A 23,710-nucleotide genomic window follows, 5' to 3' on the forward strand; every position below is an offset into this window, starting at 1 on the left:
CTTTCTTAAAAATAAATTTAGCTGATGATCTTCCTATTTCTCTTCTTCAATTGTGTAACCCATTGTCTAAAGTCTTCCTTTTCCACTCTCTTAGAAGCTCCAATTCGAAAATGAGGAATCCCACCCTTATCCACTGGTATTTGAAACAATTCATAAACTCTTCTTCTGGAAATACCAAGAAATTGTGAAATGTGCATTGCTGTCAGAGTATCGGGTAGTGATTCCCAAGTAGAGTATTTTAGGGTTGTTTTCATTGTATATGTCCTCCTTGATTGTCATATTTGATTATTGAATTGATCTACAATCAAATTCTGAAACATCATACCCGAAAAATTTTCCCGTTCGAATAGCAATTTAAAAATATTTTTCTAAAATTAGAGGAAGTTAATAACATTCACCTAATATACGAGATACTTCTAAAAAATCTACTAGGAAAATGTGATATATTGTAAGGTAAGACTGTTTTAATTGAAGGGATGAATTAAATGAGCAAGTTAACACTGCAAGAATTAGAAAAAACGTTATGGGATGCTGCAGATATACTTCGTGGAGAATTGAATGCAGCTGTATATAAAGATTACATTTTCGGTTTAATGTTCTTAAAGCGGATGAATGATCAATTCTCACTTGAACGTGATACCAAAAAAGATGAGTTTGTCTCTCAAGGAATGGAATTAGAAGAAGTTGAGATGTTACTTGAAGAACCAACTATGTATGAAACTTTCTTTGTGCCACCTGCTGCACGTTGGGACAAATTAAGAAATCTAACTTTAAATATAGGTCCTGAACTAGATAAAGCTTTTAAATCAATTGAAGATGAGCCAAAAAACGCTGAATTGATAGGTGTTCTAACTACTGCTAACTATAACGACAAGGAACGTGTACCAGATAAAAAGTTATCACAGCTATTGCTACTATTCGATAAACACAATTTAGCATATGAAAACCTAGAGAACCCTGATGTCTTAGGGGATGCGTATCAATATTTAATTAAACAATTTGCAGATGATGGCGGTACAAAGGGTGGGGAGTTTTATACCCCTCGTGAAGTAGTAAAGGTATTGGTTAATATATTAAAACCTCAAGAAGGAGATAGAATTTACGATCCAACAGTGGGTAGTGGTGGTATGTTGATAGAATCTATGCACTACATAAAAGAGCATGGTGGGAATGAAAGAAACGTGTCTCTTTTTGGTCAAGAAATTAACCTAAGTACGTGGGCTATTTGTAAGATGAATATGTTATTCCATTTTGCTAGAGGTGCAGATATTCGAAAAGGTGATACAATACGAAATCCAATGCACACTGAGGGTGGAGTACTTAAAACTTTTGATATAATTTTAGCAAATCCACCATTTTCTCTTAAAAATTGGGGAGTTGAAGAGGCAGAGAGTGATCCATATAATCGTTTTTCTTATGGAATTCCGCCGAAGTCATATGGTGATTTAGGTTTCGTATCCCATATGGTAGCTAGTTTAAACCAGAAAGGAAAATTAGGAACAGTTGTACCTCACGGTGTGTTATTCCGCGGTGGATCTGAAGGTAAAATTCGAAAAGGTTACTTAAAAGATGACCTTATAGAAGCGGTTATTGGATTACCTTCCAATGTATTTTATGGGACAAGTATTCCTGCTGCTTTAATCATTATTAATAAAAATAAACCTATTGACCGTAGAAATAAAGTACTAATGATAGATGCAAGTCAAGGGTTTATAAAGGATGGAAATAAAAATAGGTTGCGTAAAGAAGATATTGAAAAAATCGTTAAAACTTCCAATAGATTTAAAGAAATAGAAAAATATTCAACAGTTGTTGAATTAGACACGATTAAAGAAAATGATTATAACTTGAATATTAGTAGGTATGTGGATATATCAGAAGATGAAGAAATAATAAATGTTGAAGCAGTATTAACAGAGATTAAAGAAATTAAAGAAAGATACCAAATTACAGAGCAAAAATTGAATAGTTATTTAAAAGAACTTGGCATGGAAGAAATATAGAAAGGAGGTTAGGTTAATGAAGGATTTATTTAAAATCGATAATTCTACATTACCAGAGAGCTGGGAGTCAAAAATGATTGAGCAACTTTTTGACTTTTTTGGAGGTTTTTCTGCTTCTAGGTCTCAATTAACTAATATCGGCTCATTATATTTACATTATGGTGATATTCACATTTTGAAAAAGAACTATATAAATGTTGATGAAGATGAAGGCTGGTTACCAAGATTAGATAAAGACCCATCTACTTTTAAAGAACACGTTTTTTTGCAAAACGGTGATATAGTTTTTGCAGATGCTTCGGAGGATTATGATGGAATAGGAAAAAGTGTTGTAATAGAAAATCCATCCAGTGAAAATTTTGTTTCTGGATTACATACCATTATAGCAAGGGATAAGTCTGCTCAACTAGATATAAAATTTAAAAGATATTGCTTCAGCACTAATCATGTAAGGAAACAGTTTAGAGCATTAGCAACGGGGACTTCAGTGTATGGAATATCGAAGAGTAATATTGGGAAAGTTGTTATATTAATTCCTTCAATTAGAGAACAGGAAATTATAGCTGATATCCTTTCAACAGTCGATCAGCAAATAGAAAACACGGATCAATTGATTGAAAAAACAAAAGAGTTAAAAAAAGGGATAATGCAAAAATTATTAACAAAAGGTATAAATCATAATGAATTTAAGAAGACAGAGTTTGGAGAAATACCAAATAGTTGGGATTTAATACCCTTAGAGTATTTATCTGAACACATTACATACGGATTCACTAATCCTATGCCTGAAACTAAAAATGGTCCATTCATGATAACTGCAAAGGATATTATAAATGGCAAAATAAACTATGATACCGTAAGAAAAACAGATATAGATAAATTCGAAAATGAGTTAACATCTAAGAGTAAACCAGTAATAAATGATTTACTAATTACAAAGGACGGTACTCTAGGTAGACTCGCAATTGTAGATAAAGAAGATATATGTATTAATCAGTCTGTAGCTACACTTAGGATAAAACATGATTTAGTAGATGTCCGTTTTATTTACTACTTATTATCATCTAATAAGGTTCAACAAAGAATATTATTTGATGCTGGTGGCTCAACAATTAAACATATTTATATTACTAAATTAGGTAAAATGGAGGTGCCAATACCACAGTCAAAAGAAGAACAACTGGAAATTGTCAAAATACTATCAACTATAGATGCTAAAATAGACTTATTAGTTGCAAATCAGAAAAAATTTAAACTTCTTAAAAAAGGACTAATGCAAAAACTTTTAACTGGTAAAATTCGTGTGAGAGTATAGTGGGGGATCATTATGGCTAATTATCTAGGGAATGAAGAAACGCTTGTTGAGTTACCCGCCATAGATTATCTGCAAAACAAGTTAGGTTATGAATTTGTACATGGTGAAAAATTAACACCTGAACAAAATGAACGAGGGTCGTTGAATGAAGTTATTCTTGTTCAGCGATTAAAAAGGTCAATTAAACGATTGAATCCTTGGATAGATGAAACAAATTTGAACAAAGCTATTCGTTTTTTATCAAGAGCTGAACAACACGGTACTAACTTGTTAGAAATCAACGAACGAATCTATGACGCAATTGTTAATTTAAACTTTGCAGTAGATCAAGATTTAGATGGATCAGGTAGAAAGAGCTTTCACACTGTTAAATTCATTGATTGGACCAATGTTGAGAACAATAAGTTCTTAGTGACTAGGCAGTTTGTTATCCAAGGCCCAAACGAAAAAATTATCCCTGATATCATTATTTTCATAAATGGTATTCCAGTCGTTGTTTTGGAATGTAAGTCTCCTTTCTTAGAAAAAGGAAAAAATGAGAATATCGGCAAGAAGGCAGCCTTTGATCAATTACGAAGATACATGGATTTGAGAGATTCAGAGCGGATTGAAGGCGCACCTCGCTTATTTTACACCAATTTTTTTACTGGTATTTTAAATAAATATAGAGCTTATGTTGGAACGATTAGCTCTCAGTACACTCACTATGTTGAATGGAAAGATCCTTATCCATACAAAAAAGAGCAAATAGAAGACGTTGGAAATAACGGTCAAAATGTATTCCTTCAAGGGTTATTAGAGAAGCATAACTTATTAGATATTCTACAAAACTTTCTATTATTTGAGGTTGATACAACGTCTTCTAGAAAAATAAAGAAGATTAGCCGCTATCAACAATTTCGTGCTGTAAATAAAGCTCTGGATCGCTTAGTGTATGGACGAGATTCAGTTTCTCGTGGAGGTGTCATTTGGCATACACAAGGTTCAGGTAAATCACTCACTATGGTTCTTCTTGCTAGGAAAATAAGAAGATTACAAGAGTTATCGGATGCAACTATCGTTGTTGTAACTGATCGTGTTGATTTAGATAAGCAGATTTTCCAAACATTCCTTAGGACCTTATCGACTATCACTACTCCAGTTCGAGCGGATAAAGTCAGTACCATGAAAGAACTCCTATCAAATGCACAACCGCAAATCATTATGACAACGATACACAAGTTTCAAAGTGATGAAGAAGAGCAGGAAGTTTTAAAAGATGCAACTCAACAATCTGGTTTGTATCTTGAAAAAGAGTTTCCTGTTCTTACCCTAAAGTCAAATGTTATTGTCATGGCTGATGAGGCTCATCGTAGTCAATATAAAGGATATGCACGTAATATGCGTCATGCTTTACCCAATGCAGCATTTATAGGTTTTACAGGCACGCCGATTGAGAAAGAAGACAAGTCAACACCTCGTACTTTTGGGTCCTATATTGATAAATATGGCATTCAAGAAGCTGTAAATGATGGTGCCACCGTTCGTATTGTTTATGAAGGAAGAAGGCCAGACCTTCAAGTAAAGGCTGACACATTAGAACAATTGTTTGATCAAGCTTTTGATGACAGAACAGATGAAGAAAAAGAAGCCATTAAACAAAAATATGCTAATAAGAAAGCTATCGTCGAGGCAGATGAAAGAATTGATGATATTGCCAAGGATATGCTTCAGCATTACAAGGAATATATATATCCGAATGGTTTTAAAGCGCAAATAGTATGTGTTTCTCGTGAAGCGGTAGTTAAGTACTACAATGCATTGAATAAACACATGAAAGAGATTATGGGTGAGGAATTAGAGGTTAAAGTAATCTTTTCAGGGAATCTAAATGATCCGCCTCACTTGAAAGAGCATTTTACAACAAAGACTGAACAGGAAGATATCATTAATAAATTTACGAAGCCCATTTCCGAGAATAAATTGTGCTTTATTATAGTCAAAGATATGTTACTAACAGGGTTTGATGCTCCCATTGAGCAAGTGATGTACTTAGATAGACCATTAAAAGAGCATAATCTATTACAAGCTATTGCACGTGTGAACCGGACATTTGGAGACAAGAAGAAATGTGGCTATGTCGTAGATTACTATGGTATTTCAAATCATCTTGAGGAAGCTTTAAAGATATTTGATAAAGAAGATTTGGGCGAACCAATGGAATCGTTAGATGGAGTTCATAAACAAATGCTTTCTTATCGTGAAGCAGTCATGGGAATGTTTAAGGGTATTGAAAAGGATAACCTTGACGCATTAGTTAAACAATTAGAACCTGAAGATAAAAGAGCTGAATTTGAACTTGCTTATAAGCGCTTTGCTGGAACAATGGAACAGCTTATGCCCGGTCATGTCTCAACTGATAATACAAATGATTTGAAATGGCTTTCATATATTCGGGCTGCTGCAAAGGCTAGATTTGAGCCAGAAACAAAGCTAGATATTGCTGACTGTGGAGAAAAGGTTCGGAAAATCATAAATAAACACTTAACATCCCAAGGTGTCCAACAGTGGATAAAGCCAATTACTCTTTTTGATCAAGATTACCAAACAAAGCTAGAAACTCTAAAGTCAGACGAGGCTATTGCTTCTAGTATGGAACACGCTGTAAAACATGTAATAAGTGTAAAGATGGATGACAATCCAGTGTATTACACTTCTTTATTAGAAAAACTCCAGCAGATTCTTGATGAAACTAGGAACAATTGGGAAGAGAGAAAGAAGCAATTAGAAGAATTTATTAATAAGGATGTTAAAACAGGTGAGACTGAAGAAGCAGAAGCCCTTGGATTATCAAGAAAAGAATTTGCATTTTTTGAAGTAATTAAGAAGCATCTTCTTGACCCTGAAGAGGTATCCAAAGCGGGTCATGCAAAAGAGGCATCTGAATTATACATTAGCCAAGATATTATTGACCTTTCAAAAGAAATGGCACAAAATGTGGCTGATATTGTTGCAAATACATGGGTAATTGATTGGACAACAAATCCATCTAAGACAGCTGACATTGAACGTTCCATCTTTATGATGTTAACAACAAAATATTTCAAGCAAATAAAACTTGAAGTAAGAAAGCAATTAGTCGGCCCTCTTCTACAACTAGCGAAAAAACACTTTGCAACAAGAGAATAAGAGGTAGAAAAAAATGATTCGTTCTATTGAATATGGTACAAAAACAATTGAATACTCAGTAGAATTTCGTGAACGAAAATCGTTGGAAATTAGTGTGGAGGCACCGAATGTTGTTAGTGTTGTGGCTCCGCTAAACACTCCAGAGGAAATAATTGAACAAAAGGTAAAAAAGAAGGCACAGTGGATTGTACAAAAGTTATTTCTGTTTAAGGATATGGAATTCCAAAAAATTAACAGAGAACTAGTAAATGGAGAGTCCTTTATGTATATGGGGCGCAATTACTCATTACAACTTATAATTGATGAGAGTATAAAGGAACCAACTGTAAAACTCTATCAAGGTAAATTTCTTATTACTACTCCTACAAAGAGCCAAGAACCATTAAGAATATCATTAGAAAAATGGTATAGAGAGAAAACCCTAGAGAAAGTATCAGAGAAAGTTAACTACTTTCAGCATTTCTTCAAGAAAAAACCAAATGATATAAAAGTGAAGGAACAACAAAAGCGCTGGGCGAGCTGCACTTCTAAGAACGAACTTTTGTTTAATTGGCGTTGTGCAATGGCACCTTCTCATGTGATTGATTACATCGTTGTTCATGAGATGTGTCACATGTATCATATGAATCACTCACAAGAGTTTTGGGACTTGCTCTCATCTGTTATGCCTGATTATGAGAGACGGAAAGAATGGTTGAAGAATTTTGGGGTTAGGATGGATCTTTAATAATTATAATGAATAAAGTAATCGATTATAAAAGAAATCGATTACTTTTATCTCATTTAAATATTATTCAATTCTGTTATATCCATCTTTTCTATTTTTTCAGATGTATTCTTTTTGAGCATTATTCTAATACAAAGAATACTTTGTTTGTCTTTGATTAAATACTCCCCGTTATTTTTCTGAATAAAACTATTAGACCAGCTTTCAAGGTCATTTAATATTAAACTTACATTTAGTTTTTTATCTTTAGTAGTATTAGGAAATTCCCCCCTAAGTAACTGTTCAATTTCAGAAGCTTTAAATGTAGAGGTGTTTATTTTACCCAAGCAATACAAGACTTGGTTTCTCCGACCCAAATCTGTTTCAATAGAATTCATCATATTTGAAATTAAAGTGTAATTTCTATGAAGTGCATCACTAACCCATTCCTTACTCGACTTTTCAAGCATTACATTATCATAATTCCAATCATTTGATTTTATTTTGTAAGCAAGAATTTCACAAAATTCCTGTAATTTTTGAGGTGTTCCATTTGTAATCCAAAAAACATATTTAGTTATTTTTTCTATATCTATTGCTGTTAATCCTACTTTTAGTTGCTCTATAAATCCCTTTACTAAAAACTCTTTTACTTGTTCTTCTGAGAGTCCTTTTACTTCAGGTACTTCAACCATCCGGTTGGCTATGGTCTTAAGTAATTCTCTATTATTAAAATATTGGACTACTCCTGAAGGTACGCCTACAATAATAAATTTAGCGTTATAGTCTGAATCATCTAATAATGTTAAGATATCACCAAGCTCTTCCATCAAATCATGTTTTGAGAAAATAGACTCTAAATTTTCTAGGATTATTATTAAATTATTATCATTGAAACTTTTTATGTATTCTCGAACCGGATCCCCACTTAACTTTTGATATTTTTCTTGATAGCGCCTGTCCGCTCTAATTACTGCACTGCCGCCAACGCTAGAAGTGTTTTGATATTCTGATTTTATAAAAGGTATTCTGTTAGATAATTCATCTTGAAACACATTTGTGATGCTCCCTAATCTTTTTGCTTTACTAAGGTTTATTGTTCCAAAGCGTATTTTTCCTTCATTTAAAATATTCTTGTAAAGCCATGATTTTCCACAACCACTTTCGCCATATACAACAACGTGCTTAGAGCCATTTATTTTTCTCTTAAGATTTTCTTCTAGTGATGGTCTATGTATGTACATTTTAGTGTTTACAGTATCATTACGTGGAGTAAAGACTTCATTTATTTCTTTTCTTTTTTTATACAAAGATATGTCCCCCTATCAAAATTAAACTTCCAAATTTTAATCATGATTTAAATGTATCTAATAGAAGGGGTAATATCAATAATGTTTGGTTAGATATTTGGTGAAAATAGGTTAATTCTAACTAGTACTGTATATAATTTCGGTATAGTGGGCATAAAGATAATAATGCTTTAGGTAATATAAGTATCTAGGGATCCCTCGATGCTTATTATCCCTAATTAATAACGTAAAAAAGCTTTGATATCAATGGGTTCTGGGAATTTAAGAAATAGGAAATATGATTATTGGCAAAATCTTTAGGTATTGCAAGTAGTACAACTATAATTTTTTAGGTAAAGCAAGCAGATGGTTTTCATAAAAAAAGCTACTGTGTATTAAACAGCAGCTATGCAGACTCATTAATAGAATTTACCAAGTTCTCTAAGTCAATATACGGAGTAAGTCTATATTCAATTTTAATGTGATTCTTTCTATTAAAATCAACTTCAACTGATTCAACAGCGAGCAAGATAATGTATCGTTTTTCTTCCAGAGAGTATTCGTGAATGCTTTGTTTAAATCGATCAATCAATTCAATTTGTTTTTCGTCATCTTGTAAAGCTTTTATTTGTTCAAGAGCAGTATTTAACTCTGTGTTATTCTTTTCAAAGAACCTAATTTGAAGTTCAAAGCTTTCTTTCACATCTTTGAAAAACGCTTGGCTTTGATCTAGCATACTGAATTTGTATTTTAATTTTGAAATAGAATCCTTTGTTTCAGTAATTTTTTTTCTGAGAACTTTATTCCAACTCATGAGAATCTTTTCTATTTCTTTTAGGTGTTGATTTAATTCTTTAGACCATCGTTTTGACAAGTCATTTACTATGACTTCGTTTAAATCGTCCATGTTCAACTTTTGCTTACATGAAGGACACCGATAATACATATATTTCTTTTTTGATTTAACGGGTGTAGAGTTTTTGGTAGTAAGCTTAGTATTACAGGAGCTACAGATAGCTATATTTCGTAAAATAAATGGACTATTCATCTGTTCCTTATTTTTTTTGTACTCCCTTAAATAACGAGTAGTGTTCCAAAGGTTCATCCCGATTAGCGGTTCATGGTGGTTTGGTTCCAAAAAAAACTCACCTTCGGGTCTACGTTTACTATTTTCAAAACTAGTACGTGCAAACCATGCTAGGTCACCAGAATACCAATAATTATTTAAAATATACCTTATGCTTGAATCCCACCACTCTTTAGCATCCTGTGATGGTGTTGGGATTTTAGCCTTATTTAGAAAATCAGCAATCTTGTCTTCGCTATATCCATAGCTGTACAAATAAAATATGAGCAGCACGATGAACACAAAATCGTTTGTTTCAAATTTATCTGGTTCCTCAATAGTTAGCGAATAACCTAGAGGATTACGTGATGGGGGACGCTGTGGTTTAGGTTTATTTTTAGTTAATATGTTATGAAAGTCGTAAGCTTTCGTTGATTTTTCAACTGACTCATCATGAGCAAAGGAAAGTCTTACTTGAACCTGAAGATTATTTTCATCCCACTCGCCATCTATCTTAGTAGAGTAAACTTTAAAGTTAGGTTTGAAATCTTTAATTGGTCTAAGAATGTTCAAAACATAATCTTCAATTAACCTTGTTTGTCTGGATTCATCAAAAAAGATAGTGCCGATTGCATTTTTGTTACTAAGAATAAAGCTCTTCATTTCTAACATCTTTTCCCGCTTTTGGGCTGGAACATGAAAGGCAGATGTAGCTTTATCAATAAAAATAACAATAGCATTGTAGCCTTCTATTTTAGTTCTTGCTAATATTTCTAACAATTGTGTGTTTAGTGAATGGCCAGATGTTTGTTTCTCATCGGACCAACGAATATATGCTGTAAGCAGCTTTATAGAATCTCTATAAATATTCCACGGTTTTTTTGCTACTTCAAAGTTTGGTAAGGGTTCTTCAGTAAGGAAACATACCCCATTATGCTGGTAGCAATATTTATGCATTAAGTTCAATGGGATCACCATCCTTAATGAATTTACCAAAATTCACGTAATAAATGATAGAATCTAGACTAACATCTACTTTAGAAAAAAGTAAAGAAGACAAAAAATAAAGGTCATATCCTTGCAATTCTTCATTCATGGTATTTTTTATTATTTGAACGTGTTCTTTTAAATTATTTTTAGCATCATCAATTTTAATTAACATTGAGTGAGTTTCTTCAATCTCTTTTTTTATACATCTAGCTTTATAAACTAGCTTTTCAAATTTGATACTGGGTTCTATGGTGAAATTTTCTGTGATTTCTTTATGAATCAGCTAATTTTCTATTATAAGAAATGAGCTTGGAATCATTATTACCTTTAAGTTTATTTAGATAAGCAACTACTTCTGCTTCTACCTTGGCAATTTCAATACCGTTAATCACTTGATTTAAGTGTTCAGAAATTAAAGCGTTAAGTTGGGTAACCTCTATTTTCACCTTTTTATGCTTCTTTTGACATATATAATAGCCGCTTTCTCCAAGTTCAGCAGTTCTAAAAGTCATACTTTGTTGGCAAATACTGCAACATGGTGTCACAATGCTATGTTTTGTTGCTTCCGTCATAGCTGCTACTAAATCGTCATTTAAATTCTTTAATACTTCTTGAATATCTTGGAAACCTTCTAAAGAAACTATTGGGGTAACGTGATTCAATTTTTCAAATCCATAAATAGTTTCCATGTGTCCCGCGTAGAAAGGGTTGCTTAAATACTTTAGCAAGTTGTGATATTGTTTATTATTTAAAACTTTCTTGTACTTCATAATCACTTGGAATAGATCCTCTGTACTTTTGATTCTCATTACCTCGTAGAAAAAAGATCTTAAAGAATTTTCTATTTTGGGATTTGGTATATATTTCACATCTTTCTTTTTACCAATTCTTTGATATCCGAAAATATTTGAAGGAAATTGTTTATTGGTATCATTTCTCCTAGATGATATATTCATCCCGTCACTCTGAGCAAACATTCCATACAATGCCTCAATAGCTAGTTTTTTTGAAAATGGTGGTTGATTACTTGCAGTAAAGATAACCTTTACTCCATGCTTATAAAACACTTTCACTAGTGCGACGTATTCATAAAAATTTCTTGCTAATCGGTCACGATGATAAACAATAATGGTTTTTACTTTACCTTGTTTAATGAGCATCAGTAATTCTTGCAACTTTGGTATTTCCTTAGTTGTTAATTTGTTGGCAGAATACCCATCGTCTTCTAACCAAATTACCTTATCCTCATCAATTTTATGATTATGAATATACGCTTTTGCAGTTTGGATTTGCTTTTGAATATCTTGTTGAGCGGTACTAACTCTTGAGTACACAGCAATAAAATCCTCATAAATTTTCTCTTTATCAATATAAAGCATAAAACTCTACTCCTATTCCATAATTTTCTCACTTTCCATTAGCAACATTCCTTTCGTTGTTGGAGTTAATTCAAGTTCATCAATGACAATTTTCTCAATGAGTCTTTTTAAGAAGTAATACGAATCTGCTTGTAGTTCTTCGTTAAAAGTAACCTTTACAACAGGTTTGAAGTCCATGATTTCCCCTCCTGTCAAATAAAATTAGTACAATCATTGACGGGTAGAGAGAATTTTATACTATTTACTTTTCGTTATCAGAATCTAAATCTATATGCAATTGATACGAGAAATCACATTCTGTGTTACCATCTCTTGATACAATAACGATCTTTGGTTCAATTGCTGGTACTTCAAGTTCGCTCAGTAGCTGAATCAGATTTTGCACCGTTATCACCTCCTTGCCTAACATAGTAATGAATAAATCTTTCAAAAACGTGTTTCGAGACTCCAGCCTCTTCACACTTGTCTAATAATCTATCAATCCAATCTTCATGCAATTCTCGTTTCTTACTCTTATCTTCTGTCATTTGAACTTTCCTCCAATTGTCACTATAGAAAGAAAAGACCGCAGCACATAGTTATCCTCTATAGGGATAACGTCATGTAAACTGCGGACTTCGCTTGTTTGTTTACTATAATAAATTTTTAATCAACCGGTTAATCAGGAATCATTATATCTTGAGATTTCTCTCATTTTAATATCAGATACAAGAAAATTTCAAAAAAGAAAAAGAAGAAATGCACATAGGCATTTCTTCTTTCCTTTGACATACAAATTGCACTAACAATTCTAGGGTGTTCAATTATTAAAAATGTTATACCCCATTATCTCCAAAAATAAGAACACAAGCCCCGTATGTATAATATTGATTATTACTGGATAATATTGTTAGCGTATAAATGGAATGGAAATATAGTCAATCTATATGTAAAAGATCCTAGCAAAGCTAGGGAATTAACTGAATGAAAGGAGTGCTATCTAATGAAATTTGTGTTTTATAATGACACGGGTAGACGAGTGAAAATTCACCCTGCAACTTTTCAGGAATGTATTACTAATAAAGAACCTATTAAACATTTAGAGGAAAGAGAGTTTATTTTACCAGAAGGAACTTTTGCATGGACTAAGATGTGGGATTATGAGGAGTTTGGTTTGAGCATCTTAGTAACGCCGATGGTTGACAAAAAATAAAAAAATCCAATCGACCCAATAGTTTACTAGAATTAAGGAGCGTTAAAAGTGGGAACGTATATTAGTCTATCAATAGTACCTAGTAGAATATCTAATTTTGAATGGGAGCAAGTTTATGATGAAAGTTTAAAGTTAGTAAATGCCTTTCCTTTTGCAGACGTTGTAAAAGGAGAATACTTTGGATATGAGCTTCCCGTCTATGCTAAGGCTGTAGAAAAAATAGATCCAGAACGACATTGGGTTACTAGAGGAAATTTACAAAGTAAAAGATTTGCGGAAACTTTTACTTTGTATAGGGATATCAGTCATTATCAATCGGTGAAATTAGAAAGCATCCAAAAAGATATTTTCTTTGAGGAGGACCGGTTACTGATTGATGTTTTCAATTCTAAAACACAGGGCTATGAATATCATTTGTACATTTTGGCAATAGCAATGTTAATTGAGAGCCGCTTGCCAAGTAAAAGTATGGTGAGTGGAAATATCGATTATGATCAATGTGTGAAGGCAAAACAATGGGCAGATCAATTTCTCTCATCACCAATCGAAATACCAGTAAGAGTCGATGTGGACAGGTTACTGTCTAAAAGCTCCTATGTTAATAATGAGATGGAGCAGCTTCAATTTATTAATAAATGGCTGATTGCTGAACAAGAAGAAAAGTTTAAACTGATTTACCGTCACTTCTCTAGAAAGTTTTTTATAGAGTGGTTTGGCAATGAGTTAAAAGCATATTCTTCTCCTAACCAGCTTGGCGCATTGAAAATGTTAATTTATTTTATTAATATAACGGCTGACTTAAATGATTTACTTGATAACATATGTAAATCTAAATACGGACCGCAGTTTTCTGATTCAGAAATAATCAGAGCTGTTGCCCGGACATGGGTTTGCTTGCCAAGAGAAAAATTCTCCTTTTTAGATGTATTCGCCAAAGTTTCTGATTATCCCGAAGTAATGGAACGGCAATTTGGTACAGTAATGATGGATGTGATGTTAACAGGGCGGGAGATAAAAACATATATCCCATTAACCGAAGTTGTTCAAGATCTAGAGGCTTTTTTAACTAATACAACAAGTGATATCGAATCAATGTTAAAACAGGAAATCACCAAGATTGAAGATCAATTATTAGCCTTTCATAATCAAATCCGTCCAGCTCTAGAAATTAAGGAAGCTTCAACTGAAGACAAAATGTATTTAGCTGATGAAGATGCTTATCTATACTATGACGGCAGCACGATGGTATTAACTGACGAACAAGAGTTTACTTTAAAAGTAATTGCCTACAGTATTAAGACTTTCTTAAACAGAGAAGGAGCTTTAAAGGAATTTCTCTCTGTACCTTTAGAAAAACTAAAGCTACTATTAGCTGCCTTTGTTAATGAAAAGTTCAACATGATTCTAACAGAGCAAGCGTGGCAGTGGATTGATGAGACAGATGATTCTCTATTGGTGAGAATTTTACTAGTAAAGTTAATTATTGATGATGCAAATGATTTGAAACATTTGAAATCTCATTCGGATGTTCGGAAAGCGATGTTTGAAAATAAGTTGCTTACCAAAATAATTGCCGTTTATATGGATAATGAAACGAAAATGAAGGAAATTGAAAAAGATGTTAGCCAATTTGACAAAAAAATGAAGTGAACAATTACATGGAAATATTAAAAAAATGCTATAGGTTACATGAGATTATCAAAGGGTAGTTCATGTTTCCTAGTAGCATTTTTTTGTTCTTTAAATTGAAGACATATTGGCAATAAAATTGAACCAAAGGTACGGTGAGGCTTTAAAATCGCATCTTGAAATACCGATACAAACTACAATAATTCAATGGTAAGTATTGGATAAATGTGTTGAGTGGTGTAGAATTTTAGTGAATATTACAAAAGTACTAACTTTCTGAATAACTATATAAATGGTTTCCTTTCTAGAAAAAATTTAAGGGGATGTTATAAGGTGAAGAAATTCTTAAATAGTGCGGGTTCAATATGGCGTAAGTGGGATTTACATGTTCATTCTCCAGCCTCAATCTTACATAATGAGTTTGGATCGTGGGAGGAATATTTTGAAAAGCTAGAGTCCTTAGAAGATATAAGTGTCTTAGGTATAACAGACTATTACTCTATTGAGGGTTATTTAAGAGTAATGGAGTATAAAAATGCTGGAGGATTAAACAATATAGATTTAATTCTTCCCAATGTAGAATTGAGAATTGATACTGTTACTGCACGGGATAGGCCAATTAATACCCACGTTATTTTTTCACCAAATATTATAGAACATATAAATGATAAGTTTTTTAGAGAACTTAAATATGAATATGGTGGGAACACGTTTAGTTGTACAAATGATGATTTAATAGAATTAGGAAAAATGACTAAAACTAGGGATATTAGCGATCAGGAAGCACTAAAAGAAGGTATGAACCAATTTAAAATTTCTATTGATAGATTAAAAAATGTTTTTAGTCAAAATAAAAAGATCTTTGAGAATAACGTATTCACAATTGTTGCTAATAAATCTACTGATGGAGCTTCTGGTGTTAGAGAAAATTCTATGCAAATAGAACAGCGAAAAATTTATCAGTTCGCTGATGCTGTCTTTTCAAGTAGACCTGTAGATAGGGATTTTTTTCTTGGTAAAGCGTCAAATCATTCGAAAGAAAAAATAATAGAAAACTATGGCTCGCTGAAACCATGTATTCATGGTTCAGATGCACATAAAATAGAAAGAATATGTAAACCAGAATTGAATAGATATACATGGATCAAGTCGGATCCCACGTTTAATGGGTTATTACAGATTATTCACGAACCAGAAAAAAGAGTTACCATACAGGAAAATAACCCTGATTTAAAATCGGATTACAATATTATTAATTCAATTAAATTTCTTGATAGCAACGAGTTTACTTCTACAGAGATCAAGTTGAATTCTGGATTGAACACAATAATTGGAGGTAAATCTTCTGGTAAATCGCTACTTCTATACAAAATAGCACAAGCAATTTCTACAGATGAATTAGAAACTCGGATGATGGATGATAATTGGAAGAATCCATATTCATCCAGTTTTATAGAAGGTTTAAAATTTCAAGTTAACTGGAGAAATGGAGATTCTTCTAATAATTTTTCTGAAAGTAAAGGTAAAGTTACATATATTCCACAAATGTATATAAATTCTTTATCAGAGGAAACAGCTAATAAAGATCTACAGAAAAAGATTGTAGAAATTTTAATGCAAAATGAAGCTCATTCGAGGTTCTTCACAGAAAAACGAGAGCAAATAAAAAATTTCTCTAAAGAAATCAAATTTGATATTGGACGATTATTTGAGAAAATTCAGGATTTAATTACAAATGAAGAAAAAATCAAAAGTGAAGGAAATAAAGAGGCACTCCAAAAAGAATATGACAAACTTCAAAAACTGATAGATGAGAGAATTAAATCTTCCAACATATCACCAAAGGGTGAATTGGAAATGAAACAATTCGAAAACGAAAAGAAAGAAATTCAGAATTTAATCAGAGAAAATATTCAAAATAACGAAAAAGGCATAACTGCTTCAAGAGAATTAAATTCTTTGGTTTCATATTTTAATAGTAGTATAAAGGACTTATCTATAGGGTTACCTCATGAATATTTAGAGCTTACGGATAAGTTAAGTATTCAAGTAAATAAGGCTTTTGTGAATACGCTAAATGAATTTGATATTAAGAGTAAAGCATATTTAGAGTGGAAAAAACTTCAGGATGAAAAGATTGTGTCAATTGAAGAAAAGCTAAAGCCATATCAAGACAAATTAAAAGGTTTATCAGATATATCTCAGTATCAACAAAGTTTAAGTGAACAAGAAAAATTAATAAAGCAATTAGAGATATATGAGGGAACAAACAAGGAACTGAAGATTACTATTAACCAGATAAAAGAAGGGATATATTATACTTTTGAAAAATATTTAGAAATTCTATTAGAAATAAAGAACTATTTTGATGACAAAAATGAGTTCTCAAATTTGATTCTTAAAACTGATATTATCTTTGAAAATACGAAATTTGAGGAAAGCTTCTTATCGTTATTTAATAGGAGGGGAAAGATAAGTAACTTATTTCCAAATACAGAAGGTTTATTACTTTTTGATGAGAATGACCAATTTATATTTGAAATCGAGAATTATCTTGATAAATTGAAACATATTTGTGATTCGATTATAGAAACTGATGAGTCGAAATTAAAACTTCGAAAATCATTTACAAAACAAGATGCCGTAGAGCATTTGTTTAATACAGGACAGACAAAAATTGTTTTTGATTTCCTAAAGGACGGAGATAGTTTAAATCAAATGTCGCCGGGCAAACGAGGTTTAGTGCTTTTAGAGTTATTCTTAGAAATGAGTGATGAGAAGCACCCTATCTTGATTGATCAGCCAGAGGATAATCTAGATAACAGAACAATTAGCAAGGATCTTGTTGATATATTGAAGAGAAAAAAAGATACAAGACAAATCATAATTGTAACTCATAATGCAAATTTAGTAGTATTAACAGATTCGGAAAATGTAATCGTAGCAAATCAAGATGGCCAGCTTATAGAAAATGCCAATCATAGATTTGAATATTTGACTGGTGGAATAGAATGTGATTTTAAGGAACATGATATTAGAATCGACGGTAAAGGTATAAAAACACATGTTTGTGAAATACTTGAAGGTGGGAAAGAAGCCTTTGAAATACGGGAAAAGAAATATGGTTTTTAGTAGAAAATATATAATTCTCAATGCAGTAAAGGAAGCAATATTAGATGTTTATTTTTTACAGCCACTATCCAATTCATAATATTTATAGTAACATTTTAGTAGGAATTAATTACTATAAAATTTCAATAATGGCAAACTACTTGAAAAAGTAGGACGCAAAACTAAAGGGGCTAATTCTGTGGAAATGCCAGCCAGTTGCAATTAATAAATTGAAACGCCCTTTTCTATGGGCGTTATTTTTTTACTATAACGAAAATACAAGAATAGAGGGAATTACATGGTCGTCTCAGTTGTAAGTAATCAATTTTATCAAGGAGAAGTTTCGATATATGAATCTGGAGATGTGTTTAATTTTTCTAACAAATCTATTGTAGGGACAAAAAGTTTTTATATTACGAACCAAGGAAGAGTCTTTGCTCACGATACAGGGGGGATTTTTGGTGAGGAACAATGTAAAGTCTATATAGGAAATATAGAGATTTCATTTAATGAGAATAATATTACATTATCAAATAGGGAAGTCGGAGCATTTTCATTTAATGTAACCTTATCTGATCAGGAATTTATTAATGTTTACGAAAAACTTCCTCAAAATAAACTAGTGAGTAAGAGTAATAGTAAAATATATAGTATTTGTAAATATAGAATTGGAAATGGAAAATTTGGAGATTATTTTACCTTTACAGATAATATTAAAATAGAGAAAAACAAACTTAAATTTTCTAAAGATTATTATATTGATGAAATTCCTTTTTATCGTATTAAGAGCATTGAGGATAAGGGCAAGTATATTACAATCTGTGGGGTCTTTTCTTTAAGAAATTCAACTATATATGAATTAAAGCTATATACTTTTGATGAAAAGTTTAAAAAAGAGGTTATAAATAATGTGAAGAATTATAATCAGAATATATTTAATCTAGTTGGAGACGTTTCTGAAATCTTTATGACTAGTTTAACGGCGACTATTTCTGATAGATTTGTTACTGATAAAAGTATTGCAATTTGTTTTGACTCTAACACTATTTACCTAGTAGATGAACTTGAAAAGGAATGTTTAGTTACACTTAAAAGTTCTAAGGCAAAATCTTATTATAGTAAAATTGACAATAAAATAGTGTTTGAATATGAAAATACTATTTATCAGTTGAGTATCTATGACGGTAGTAGTCTTAAAGAATATTTAGAGAAAAACTATATAAAAAACAGTAATAAATTGTTATGTAGAATGGGTAAATTAAGTGGTGTTTTAGATGGTGAATCCTTTAAAGGTGAAGAAGTAAGCATCATTTCAGAAGATTCAAAGGTCAAGTTTTATTTGAAAAGTAATTTTAAACTTCTAAATACGTTAGATATTAAAAAAATGGAAGTTCAAATAGATAGCAATAATGTCTTTATGATATCTAGAAATCAAATAGCTTTATTGAAAGTATTTGTAAAAAGTCATATAAAAGAGTTTTTTGCACAACAGAACAGTAGTTCATATATATTTGGGTACACTTCCAAGGATGAACCATTCTTTATCAAACAAGATGAAGACAAAATTTTGTTATCACAAAGCCCTTCTACAATTCATTATAAATATTTTAATGAAGAAATTACTGACATATCTATAATAAATTATGGAGAAAAGGACTCAATCTTTTCGGAAATTCAAATTACAACAATAGATGATAAGAAAAATTTAGTTATTAATGTCCCAAACACAATAATAAAAGATTTAATCTATAAAACTTACTATTATTCGAAAAACAAGTCATTGGAAATGATACCAGCAGAACAGATGTATTTGAGTTATAGCCGCCAAGTTAATGATTATATACTCTTTCATTACTTTGGGCAGATTTTTGCAATGTATCATGGTTTTAAAGAAATACAGAAAAGTGAAAAGAATATTGATTTAAAGAATGGGAAAATCATAAATTATTTATATTATTCTATACAAGCACTAAAAAAACATTTTGATACTGTATCAATATACCTTCCCTCTACGTTGGCAAATGAGGATGCAAATATTCTAAGAGATCAGTCAGTACATATACCTTATAAGAGTTTACAGCGTAATTTAATGAGCTTAACTAGCCAAATTAATCGTTCATTAAATGAGATTGAAAATTCAATTGCATCAGTTTCTTTTGTTCTAATTCCAAGGGAAGATTATACAAAAATAATTGACAAGAGAACAAAAGATGGGTATAAATTAGCAACTGGTATGGGAGTATTAGGATTTATGGCTACAGCTTTAAGTGGTGGTCTTGCTGCACCTTTCTTTCTTAGTGGAATTTTAACAGGTATTAATACAAGGTATTCTGATTCTTATGCAAAAGAGCAAGAGAAGATTAGAGAAAACAATGAAAAAAATAGAATAAGCTTTAGTGTTGATAAGATGACCGATTCTCTTGAACATCTTATTCAAACACTATTACCATATTATATTAATGAGACAAACAACTCTGTTTATCAAACATTCCAACAGCTTCATCAAATATATAAACCGCAACTTGAATCAAAAGAAGTTCAAAAGGAATTGTTTAATAAAATTACACAGTATTACACATATAAGCAATTACCGATTGACGATTCTGTTACAATAAAGAAAAAGGAATTAGTTGAATTAACACATCAAACAGTTAATTTAAGTAACCAATATCTAGAAAACTTTCAGAAGGAGGTAACGGGAAATGTTCCAAAATCCCTTCAGACAACAGCAACAATCAAATGATCCATTTGAAAACATGGGTAAAGTTGAGGAAATTCAATTAAGTGGAGGATCTGAAAATAATCCATTTACTAATCAGCAGAATCTTAATAACGTTAGTGAAAATAATTTAGTTGGTACACACGATGTTAATCCACATTATGTTCAAGATTATACAAGAAATGACGGTACTCATGTTGATGGTTATTGGAGAGATGGAGATGGAAATACTCACCATGACCTAACTGCTAGTGAAGGCGGAGGTTATGAGAGAACAAATCCTGATGGTGACCTAACCAATAATTTAGGATTTGATTTTTAAAAAAGAATTTAAAAACTAAAAAGTATAGCCTAATGTTTCAAAAACAGAAATAACCATTGATTTAAATAAATGAATACGAGGAATTATATAAATTAGATTTATCTTAAACCAAATTAAAATGCCTAGAGGAAATGAAATGAATAAAAAAGATTTATTGAACCAATTACCGGAAGAAACTCGATTAAAAGCAGCTGGTAAAATGGGAGAACTCGCTGCCAAGGGTGTTGGATTTGCAGTAGATGTTACACTGAAAATTAAGGAATTAAATAAAAATAACGAAAATGAAAATTCAAAAAGTTGAAAGTAACAACAGGAAAAGGAAAAAATATCTCTTACCTGCTTTTATTTATCACTTAAAGAAGATTCTCATTTAACAACGGTATTAACAAAATGCTAACATTTTGCTAACGCATTCCTGTAAAAAACGGTAAATCACCGTTAAAGATGTTACAGTAAATAATATCCAAAACGTTGATTTACCGCGCTTTTTGCACCTCTCGTTAACGATGTTACACCCTCAAAGCTTACGGGCGGCATGATGTAATTCATGCACCATACTATGCAAATGAAAGCTCTACATCATTCAAAATGATGTAGGGCTTTTTCTTTTGGTATAGGTATGATAAATGGAAATGAAAAAGTAGTAGAAAGTTGAGAAAAACCTTTTACCTCTGACCTTACCTCCAAGGAAAATTTACATAAAACTCATAGTCTAAACATATTTAGATGGTATAATTTTACATATTCTGTATAAAGTCTGAGGTGAATAGATGGAAAAGCAAATACGTTTAAACGAGACTAGGAAAAAGCATTTGATTAGGGGTTTTTTTACTTTTTTTAAATGGATAGGAATCTCTTTTGGGGTATTAATCTTCATAGGGTTCTCTTATCAGCAAATTGTTACTAGAGTGACAGCTGATAAGTATAAACCAGTGGGGGAAACGGTGAATATAGGGGAATATAAGTTACACCTATACGCTCTTGGGGAAGCAAATAATCGTCCTACTATCATACTAGAATCTGGATTAGGAACACCTTCTTCTTATAAGGATTGGGAAAAGATACAATCTGAACTTTCTAATTATACTAGGGTCATTTCATATGACCGAGCAGGATATGGTTGGAGTGAACCTGCTAATAACGAACGAACAACAGAAAAAATTGCTGATGATCTTCATGGTCTGCTCGAACACTCGGGCGAAAAAGGGCCATATATTTTAGTCGGTCATTCATTTGGTGGCTTTACTTCTCAGGTATTTGCTCAGAAGTATAAGGAAGATGTTGCTGGGCTTATACTAATTGACTCCTCACATGTGGCTCAGGATGGTGGTTTTTCAAAGAGTGAAAGTTATTTAATTAGAGGGTTGAAGGAAATAGGTGTTGGAAGATTACTAGGGTTAATTAATATGCTTCCTATTCATGACCATTTTGCAAATGACAAGTTATCTCTCCATTTTTTCCATCAACACTTCTATAACGCAGACCAAATAAGCGAACTCCAATTTATGATGACGAAGTCAGCGGATCAGGTTCGCGCTGCTCAACTGGAAGGATTCAGGGAAATGCCACTATATATATTATCTGCAGAACATGAAGACTACCCAGAGTGGTCCAATCTTCAAAGACAAACAGCTTCCTTATCTAAGAATAGTAAACATTTGGTTGTTAAAAATGCTAGTCACTATATCCACCTCAATCAAACCCTGGGGCATTGGAATTTATATTGTTTTTCCTTATTCACGAAACTTAAGTATGATTAAATCGTATATAAGGAAATAAAGAGTTAGATGCATCTTATAAAAAGGGAGGGGCTATGGTGGAACTTATTATTGGTTTAATTTTCATTGGAATCTTTGTTCTACTAGGAAGTACATTGTTTTCAGCTGGGAAGAAAAAATCATTAACGAATGACCCAATCCCTGAAAAATTAGGTGTACAGGTAGAAGAAGGAATAGAGATTGTGAAAAAACTCGACCAATCCTTGTCAGACTTTTATATAGATAATGTGAAAAACCGTGTCCTACAGAGTCATACGAAATGGAAAGAACACGAGTTTGACTGGGGAATGTTTGAATTAAAGCGTTATTTCTATATGAATAGTTTATTAAAATCGGTTCCGATGTTTAGCCATCATGTAGATGAAATTTGGCATGAGATGCTCATGTTTACTAGGGATTATGAGCAGTTTTCTAAGAGTTTTTACAACGATAAGTTGCACCATACACCTAATATGGATCGTACACCAATTCCAGGGGAACGAGCTTTTTTTGATTGGGTTTATATTAGTTTATTCGAAGTGACGACGAACAGTAGAGCCATCTGGGGGCGTTTTTTACAGAACCCGATTAAGAGAGAAATTCTAGACGATTTTCGTTTATTATCTGAAGATGAGCTACTATCAAAATATTTTAGAAAAAATGATGAATGGATAGAAGTAAAAAGGTATTTAATTAGGAAGATGAAAAATGAGATTCATGAGGCTGAGCAGCAAAACACAGGCTCAAAGAAGTTTGCTCCGCATACCTCAACAAGTAGCACTAACCTTTATTCATATGCAGCAATGGCAGCTGTCTTTTATTCCATTTATGATGAAGATGAATTTCATGAGCATATGAGTGAAGTTGTTCCAGAAGAATACGAAAAAGGGGCTCCATTCAGTGGGGGATCATCTTGTACTGGTTTTGCTTGTGGCAGTGATGCTGGTGATTCAGGTGGTGGCGGAGATTCAGGAGGGTCTAGCTGCTCTAGTTGTGGGGGCGGCTGCAGTAGTTAAGGGCTTGTTCATTAACTTTATACTAAAGAGAGACGATATGTTCATCAC

Annotated in this window: 20 protein-coding genes and 1 riboswitch; of the genes, 12 read left to right on the plus strand and 8 right to left on the minus strand. The window is 32.1% G+C overall.

All coding sequences use genetic code 11. The annotated features are described in order from the left end of the window. Positions 1 to 17: 17 nt before the first annotated feature. Positions 18 to 254, minus strand: coding sequence for a helix-turn-helix domain-containing protein (locus ACFYKX_RS25800; protein WP_389364979.1), 237 nt, complete (start codon positions 252 to 254; stop codon positions 18 to 20). A 231-nt stretch (positions 255 to 485) separates the two neighbouring features. On the opposite strand from ACFYKX_RS25800, the gene ACFYKX_RS25805 reads away from it, so the two are divergent. Genes ACFYKX_RS25805 through ACFYKX_RS25820 form a run of 4 tightly spaced genes read left to right on the plus strand, consistent with a single transcriptional unit; the run spans position 486 to position 7,213 of the window. Then, complete coding sequence (locus ACFYKX_RS25805; RefSeq protein WP_389364981.1) at positions 486 to 2,003, plus strand: type I restriction-modification system subunit M; 1,518 nt, start codon at positions 486 to 488, stop codon at positions 2,001 to 2,003. Between the two features lie 16 nt (positions 2,004 to 2,019). After that, positions 2,020 to 3,318, plus strand: a complete 1,299-nt coding sequence (locus ACFYKX_RS25810; RefSeq protein ID WP_389364983.1) for a restriction endonuclease subunit S — start codon at positions 2,020 to 2,022, stop codon at positions 3,316 to 3,318. Positions 3,319 to 3,330: 12 nt separating this feature from the next. Further along, positions 3,331 to 6,486 carry a type I restriction endonuclease subunit R gene (locus tag ACFYKX_RS25815; protein ID WP_389364985.1) on the plus strand — a complete coding sequence of 1,052 codons (3,156 nt, stop codon included), beginning with the start codon at positions 3,331 to 3,333 and terminating at the stop codon, positions 6,484 to 6,486. A 13-nt stretch (positions 6,487 to 6,499) separates the two neighbouring features. Beyond that, the gene (locus tag ACFYKX_RS25820; protein WP_389364986.1) at positions 6,500 to 7,213 is read left to right on the plus strand and encodes a M48 family metallopeptidase; all 714 of its coding nucleotides are present in this window, start codon (positions 6,500 to 6,502) and stop codon (positions 7,211 to 7,213) included. A 56-nt stretch (positions 7,214 to 7,269) separates the two neighbouring features. Here the strand turns inward: ACFYKX_RS25820 and ACFYKX_RS25825 are convergent, their stop codons facing one another. The 7 genes from ACFYKX_RS25825 to ACFYKX_RS25855 all read right to left on the minus strand — a co-directional run bounded on the left by ACFYKX_RS25825 (position 7,270) and on the right by ACFYKX_RS25855 (position 12,443). Next, positions 7,270 to 8,502: an AAA family ATPase gene (locus ACFYKX_RS25825; protein ID WP_389364988.1), complete on the minus strand. Its 1,233-nt coding sequence runs from the start codon at positions 8,500 to 8,502 to the stop codon at positions 7,270 to 7,272. 385 nt (positions 8,503 to 8,887) lie between these two features. Next, positions 8,888 to 10,504: a recombinase family protein gene (locus tag ACFYKX_RS25830; protein WP_389365033.1), complete on the minus strand. Its 1,617-nt coding sequence runs from the start codon at positions 10,502 to 10,504 to the stop codon at positions 8,888 to 8,890. Continuing rightward, on the minus strand, positions 10,497 to 10,709 hold the full coding sequence (locus ACFYKX_RS25835) for a hypothetical protein (RefSeq protein ID WP_389364990.1): 213 nt from the start codon (positions 10,707 to 10,709) through the stop codon (positions 10,497 to 10,499). The genes ACFYKX_RS25830 and ACFYKX_RS25835 overlap by 8 nt, the downstream gene beginning before the upstream one ends. Positions 10,710 to 10,809: 100 nt before the next feature. Continuing rightward, a complete protein-coding gene (locus tag ACFYKX_RS25840; protein WP_389364992.1) occupies positions 10,810 to 11,916 on the minus strand; it encodes a recombinase family protein in 1,107 nt (368 codons plus the stop codon). A 12-nt stretch (positions 11,917 to 11,928) separates the two neighbouring features. Beyond that, positions 11,929 to 12,093 carry a hypothetical protein gene (locus tag ACFYKX_RS25845; protein WP_160314235.1) on the minus strand — a complete coding sequence of 55 codons (165 nt, stop codon included), beginning with the start codon at positions 12,091 to 12,093 and terminating at the stop codon, positions 11,929 to 11,931. A 64-nt stretch (positions 12,094 to 12,157) separates the two neighbouring features. After that, entirely contained in the window at positions 12,158 to 12,301 is a 144-nt protein-coding gene (locus ACFYKX_RS25850; protein ID WP_389364994.1) for a hypothetical protein, read from the minus strand. After that, positions 12,267 to 12,443 carry a hypothetical protein gene (locus ACFYKX_RS25855; protein WP_389364995.1) on the minus strand — a complete coding sequence of 59 codons (177 nt, stop codon included), beginning with the start codon at positions 12,441 to 12,443 and terminating at the stop codon, positions 12,267 to 12,269. Before ACFYKX_RS25855 ends, ACFYKX_RS25850 begins: the two co-directional genes overlap by 35 nt. 455 nt (positions 12,444 to 12,898) lie before the next feature. On the opposite strand from ACFYKX_RS25855, the gene ACFYKX_RS25860 reads away from it, so the two are divergent. The 8 genes from ACFYKX_RS25860 to ACFYKX_RS25895 all read left to right on the plus strand — a co-directional run bounded on the left by ACFYKX_RS25860 (position 12,899) and on the right by ACFYKX_RS25895 (position 23,662). Then, entirely contained in the window at positions 12,899 to 13,108 is a 210-nt protein-coding gene (locus ACFYKX_RS25860; protein ID WP_389364997.1) for a hypothetical protein, read from the plus strand. A gap of 48 nt (positions 13,109 to 13,156) precedes the next feature. Further along, positions 13,157 to 14,758 (plus strand): hypothetical protein, encoded by a 1,602-nt coding sequence (locus tag ACFYKX_RS25865; protein WP_389364999.1) that lies wholly within the window; start codon positions 13,157 to 13,159, stop codon positions 14,756 to 14,758. A 312-nt stretch (positions 14,759 to 15,070) separates the two neighbouring features. Beyond that, positions 15,071 to 17,869: a TrlF family AAA-like ATPase gene (locus tag ACFYKX_RS25870; protein ID WP_389365000.1), complete on the plus strand. Its 2,799-nt coding sequence runs from the start codon at positions 15,071 to 15,073 to the stop codon at positions 17,867 to 17,869. A gap of 120 nt (positions 17,870 to 17,989) precedes the next feature. Next, a riboswitch (cyclic di-GMP riboswitch) is annotated at positions 17,990 to 18,072 on the plus strand. 74 nt (positions 18,073 to 18,146) lie between these two features. Beyond that, the gene (locus ACFYKX_RS25875; protein ID WP_389365002.1) at positions 18,147 to 20,591 is read left to right on the plus strand and encodes a hypothetical protein; all 2,445 of its coding nucleotides are present in this window, start codon (positions 18,147 to 18,149) and stop codon (positions 20,589 to 20,591) included. Beyond that, the gene (locus ACFYKX_RS25880) at positions 20,551 to 20,889 is read left to right on the plus strand and encodes a hypothetical protein (RefSeq protein ID WP_389365004.1); all 339 of its coding nucleotides are present in this window, start codon (positions 20,551 to 20,553) and stop codon (positions 20,887 to 20,889) included. The genes ACFYKX_RS25875 and ACFYKX_RS25880 overlap by 41 nt, the downstream gene beginning before the upstream one ends. Positions 20,890 to 21,025: 136 nt before the next feature. Continuing rightward, the gene (locus tag ACFYKX_RS25885) at positions 21,026 to 21,190 is read left to right on the plus strand and encodes a hypothetical protein (RefSeq protein WP_389365006.1); all 165 of its coding nucleotides are present in this window, start codon (positions 21,026 to 21,028) and stop codon (positions 21,188 to 21,190) included. 469 nt (positions 21,191 to 21,659) lie between these two features. Then, positions 21,660 to 22,649 carry an alpha/beta fold hydrolase gene (locus ACFYKX_RS25890; RefSeq protein WP_389365008.1) on the plus strand — a complete coding sequence of 330 codons (990 nt, stop codon included), beginning with the start codon at positions 21,660 to 21,662 and terminating at the stop codon, positions 22,647 to 22,649. Between the two features lie 53 nt (positions 22,650 to 22,702). Continuing rightward, on the plus strand, positions 22,703 to 23,662 hold the full coding sequence (locus tag ACFYKX_RS25895; RefSeq protein WP_389365010.1) for a hypothetical protein: 960 nt from the start codon (positions 22,703 to 22,705) through the stop codon (positions 23,660 to 23,662). The last annotated feature ends 48 nt before the right edge of the window (positions 23,663 to 23,710 follow it).

This window comes from Cytobacillus spartinae, assembly GCF_042865285.1.
In the GTDB taxonomy this organism is placed as follows: domain Bacteria; phylum Bacillota; class Bacilli; order Bacillales; family Cytobacillaceae; genus Robertmurraya_A; species Robertmurraya_A spartinae.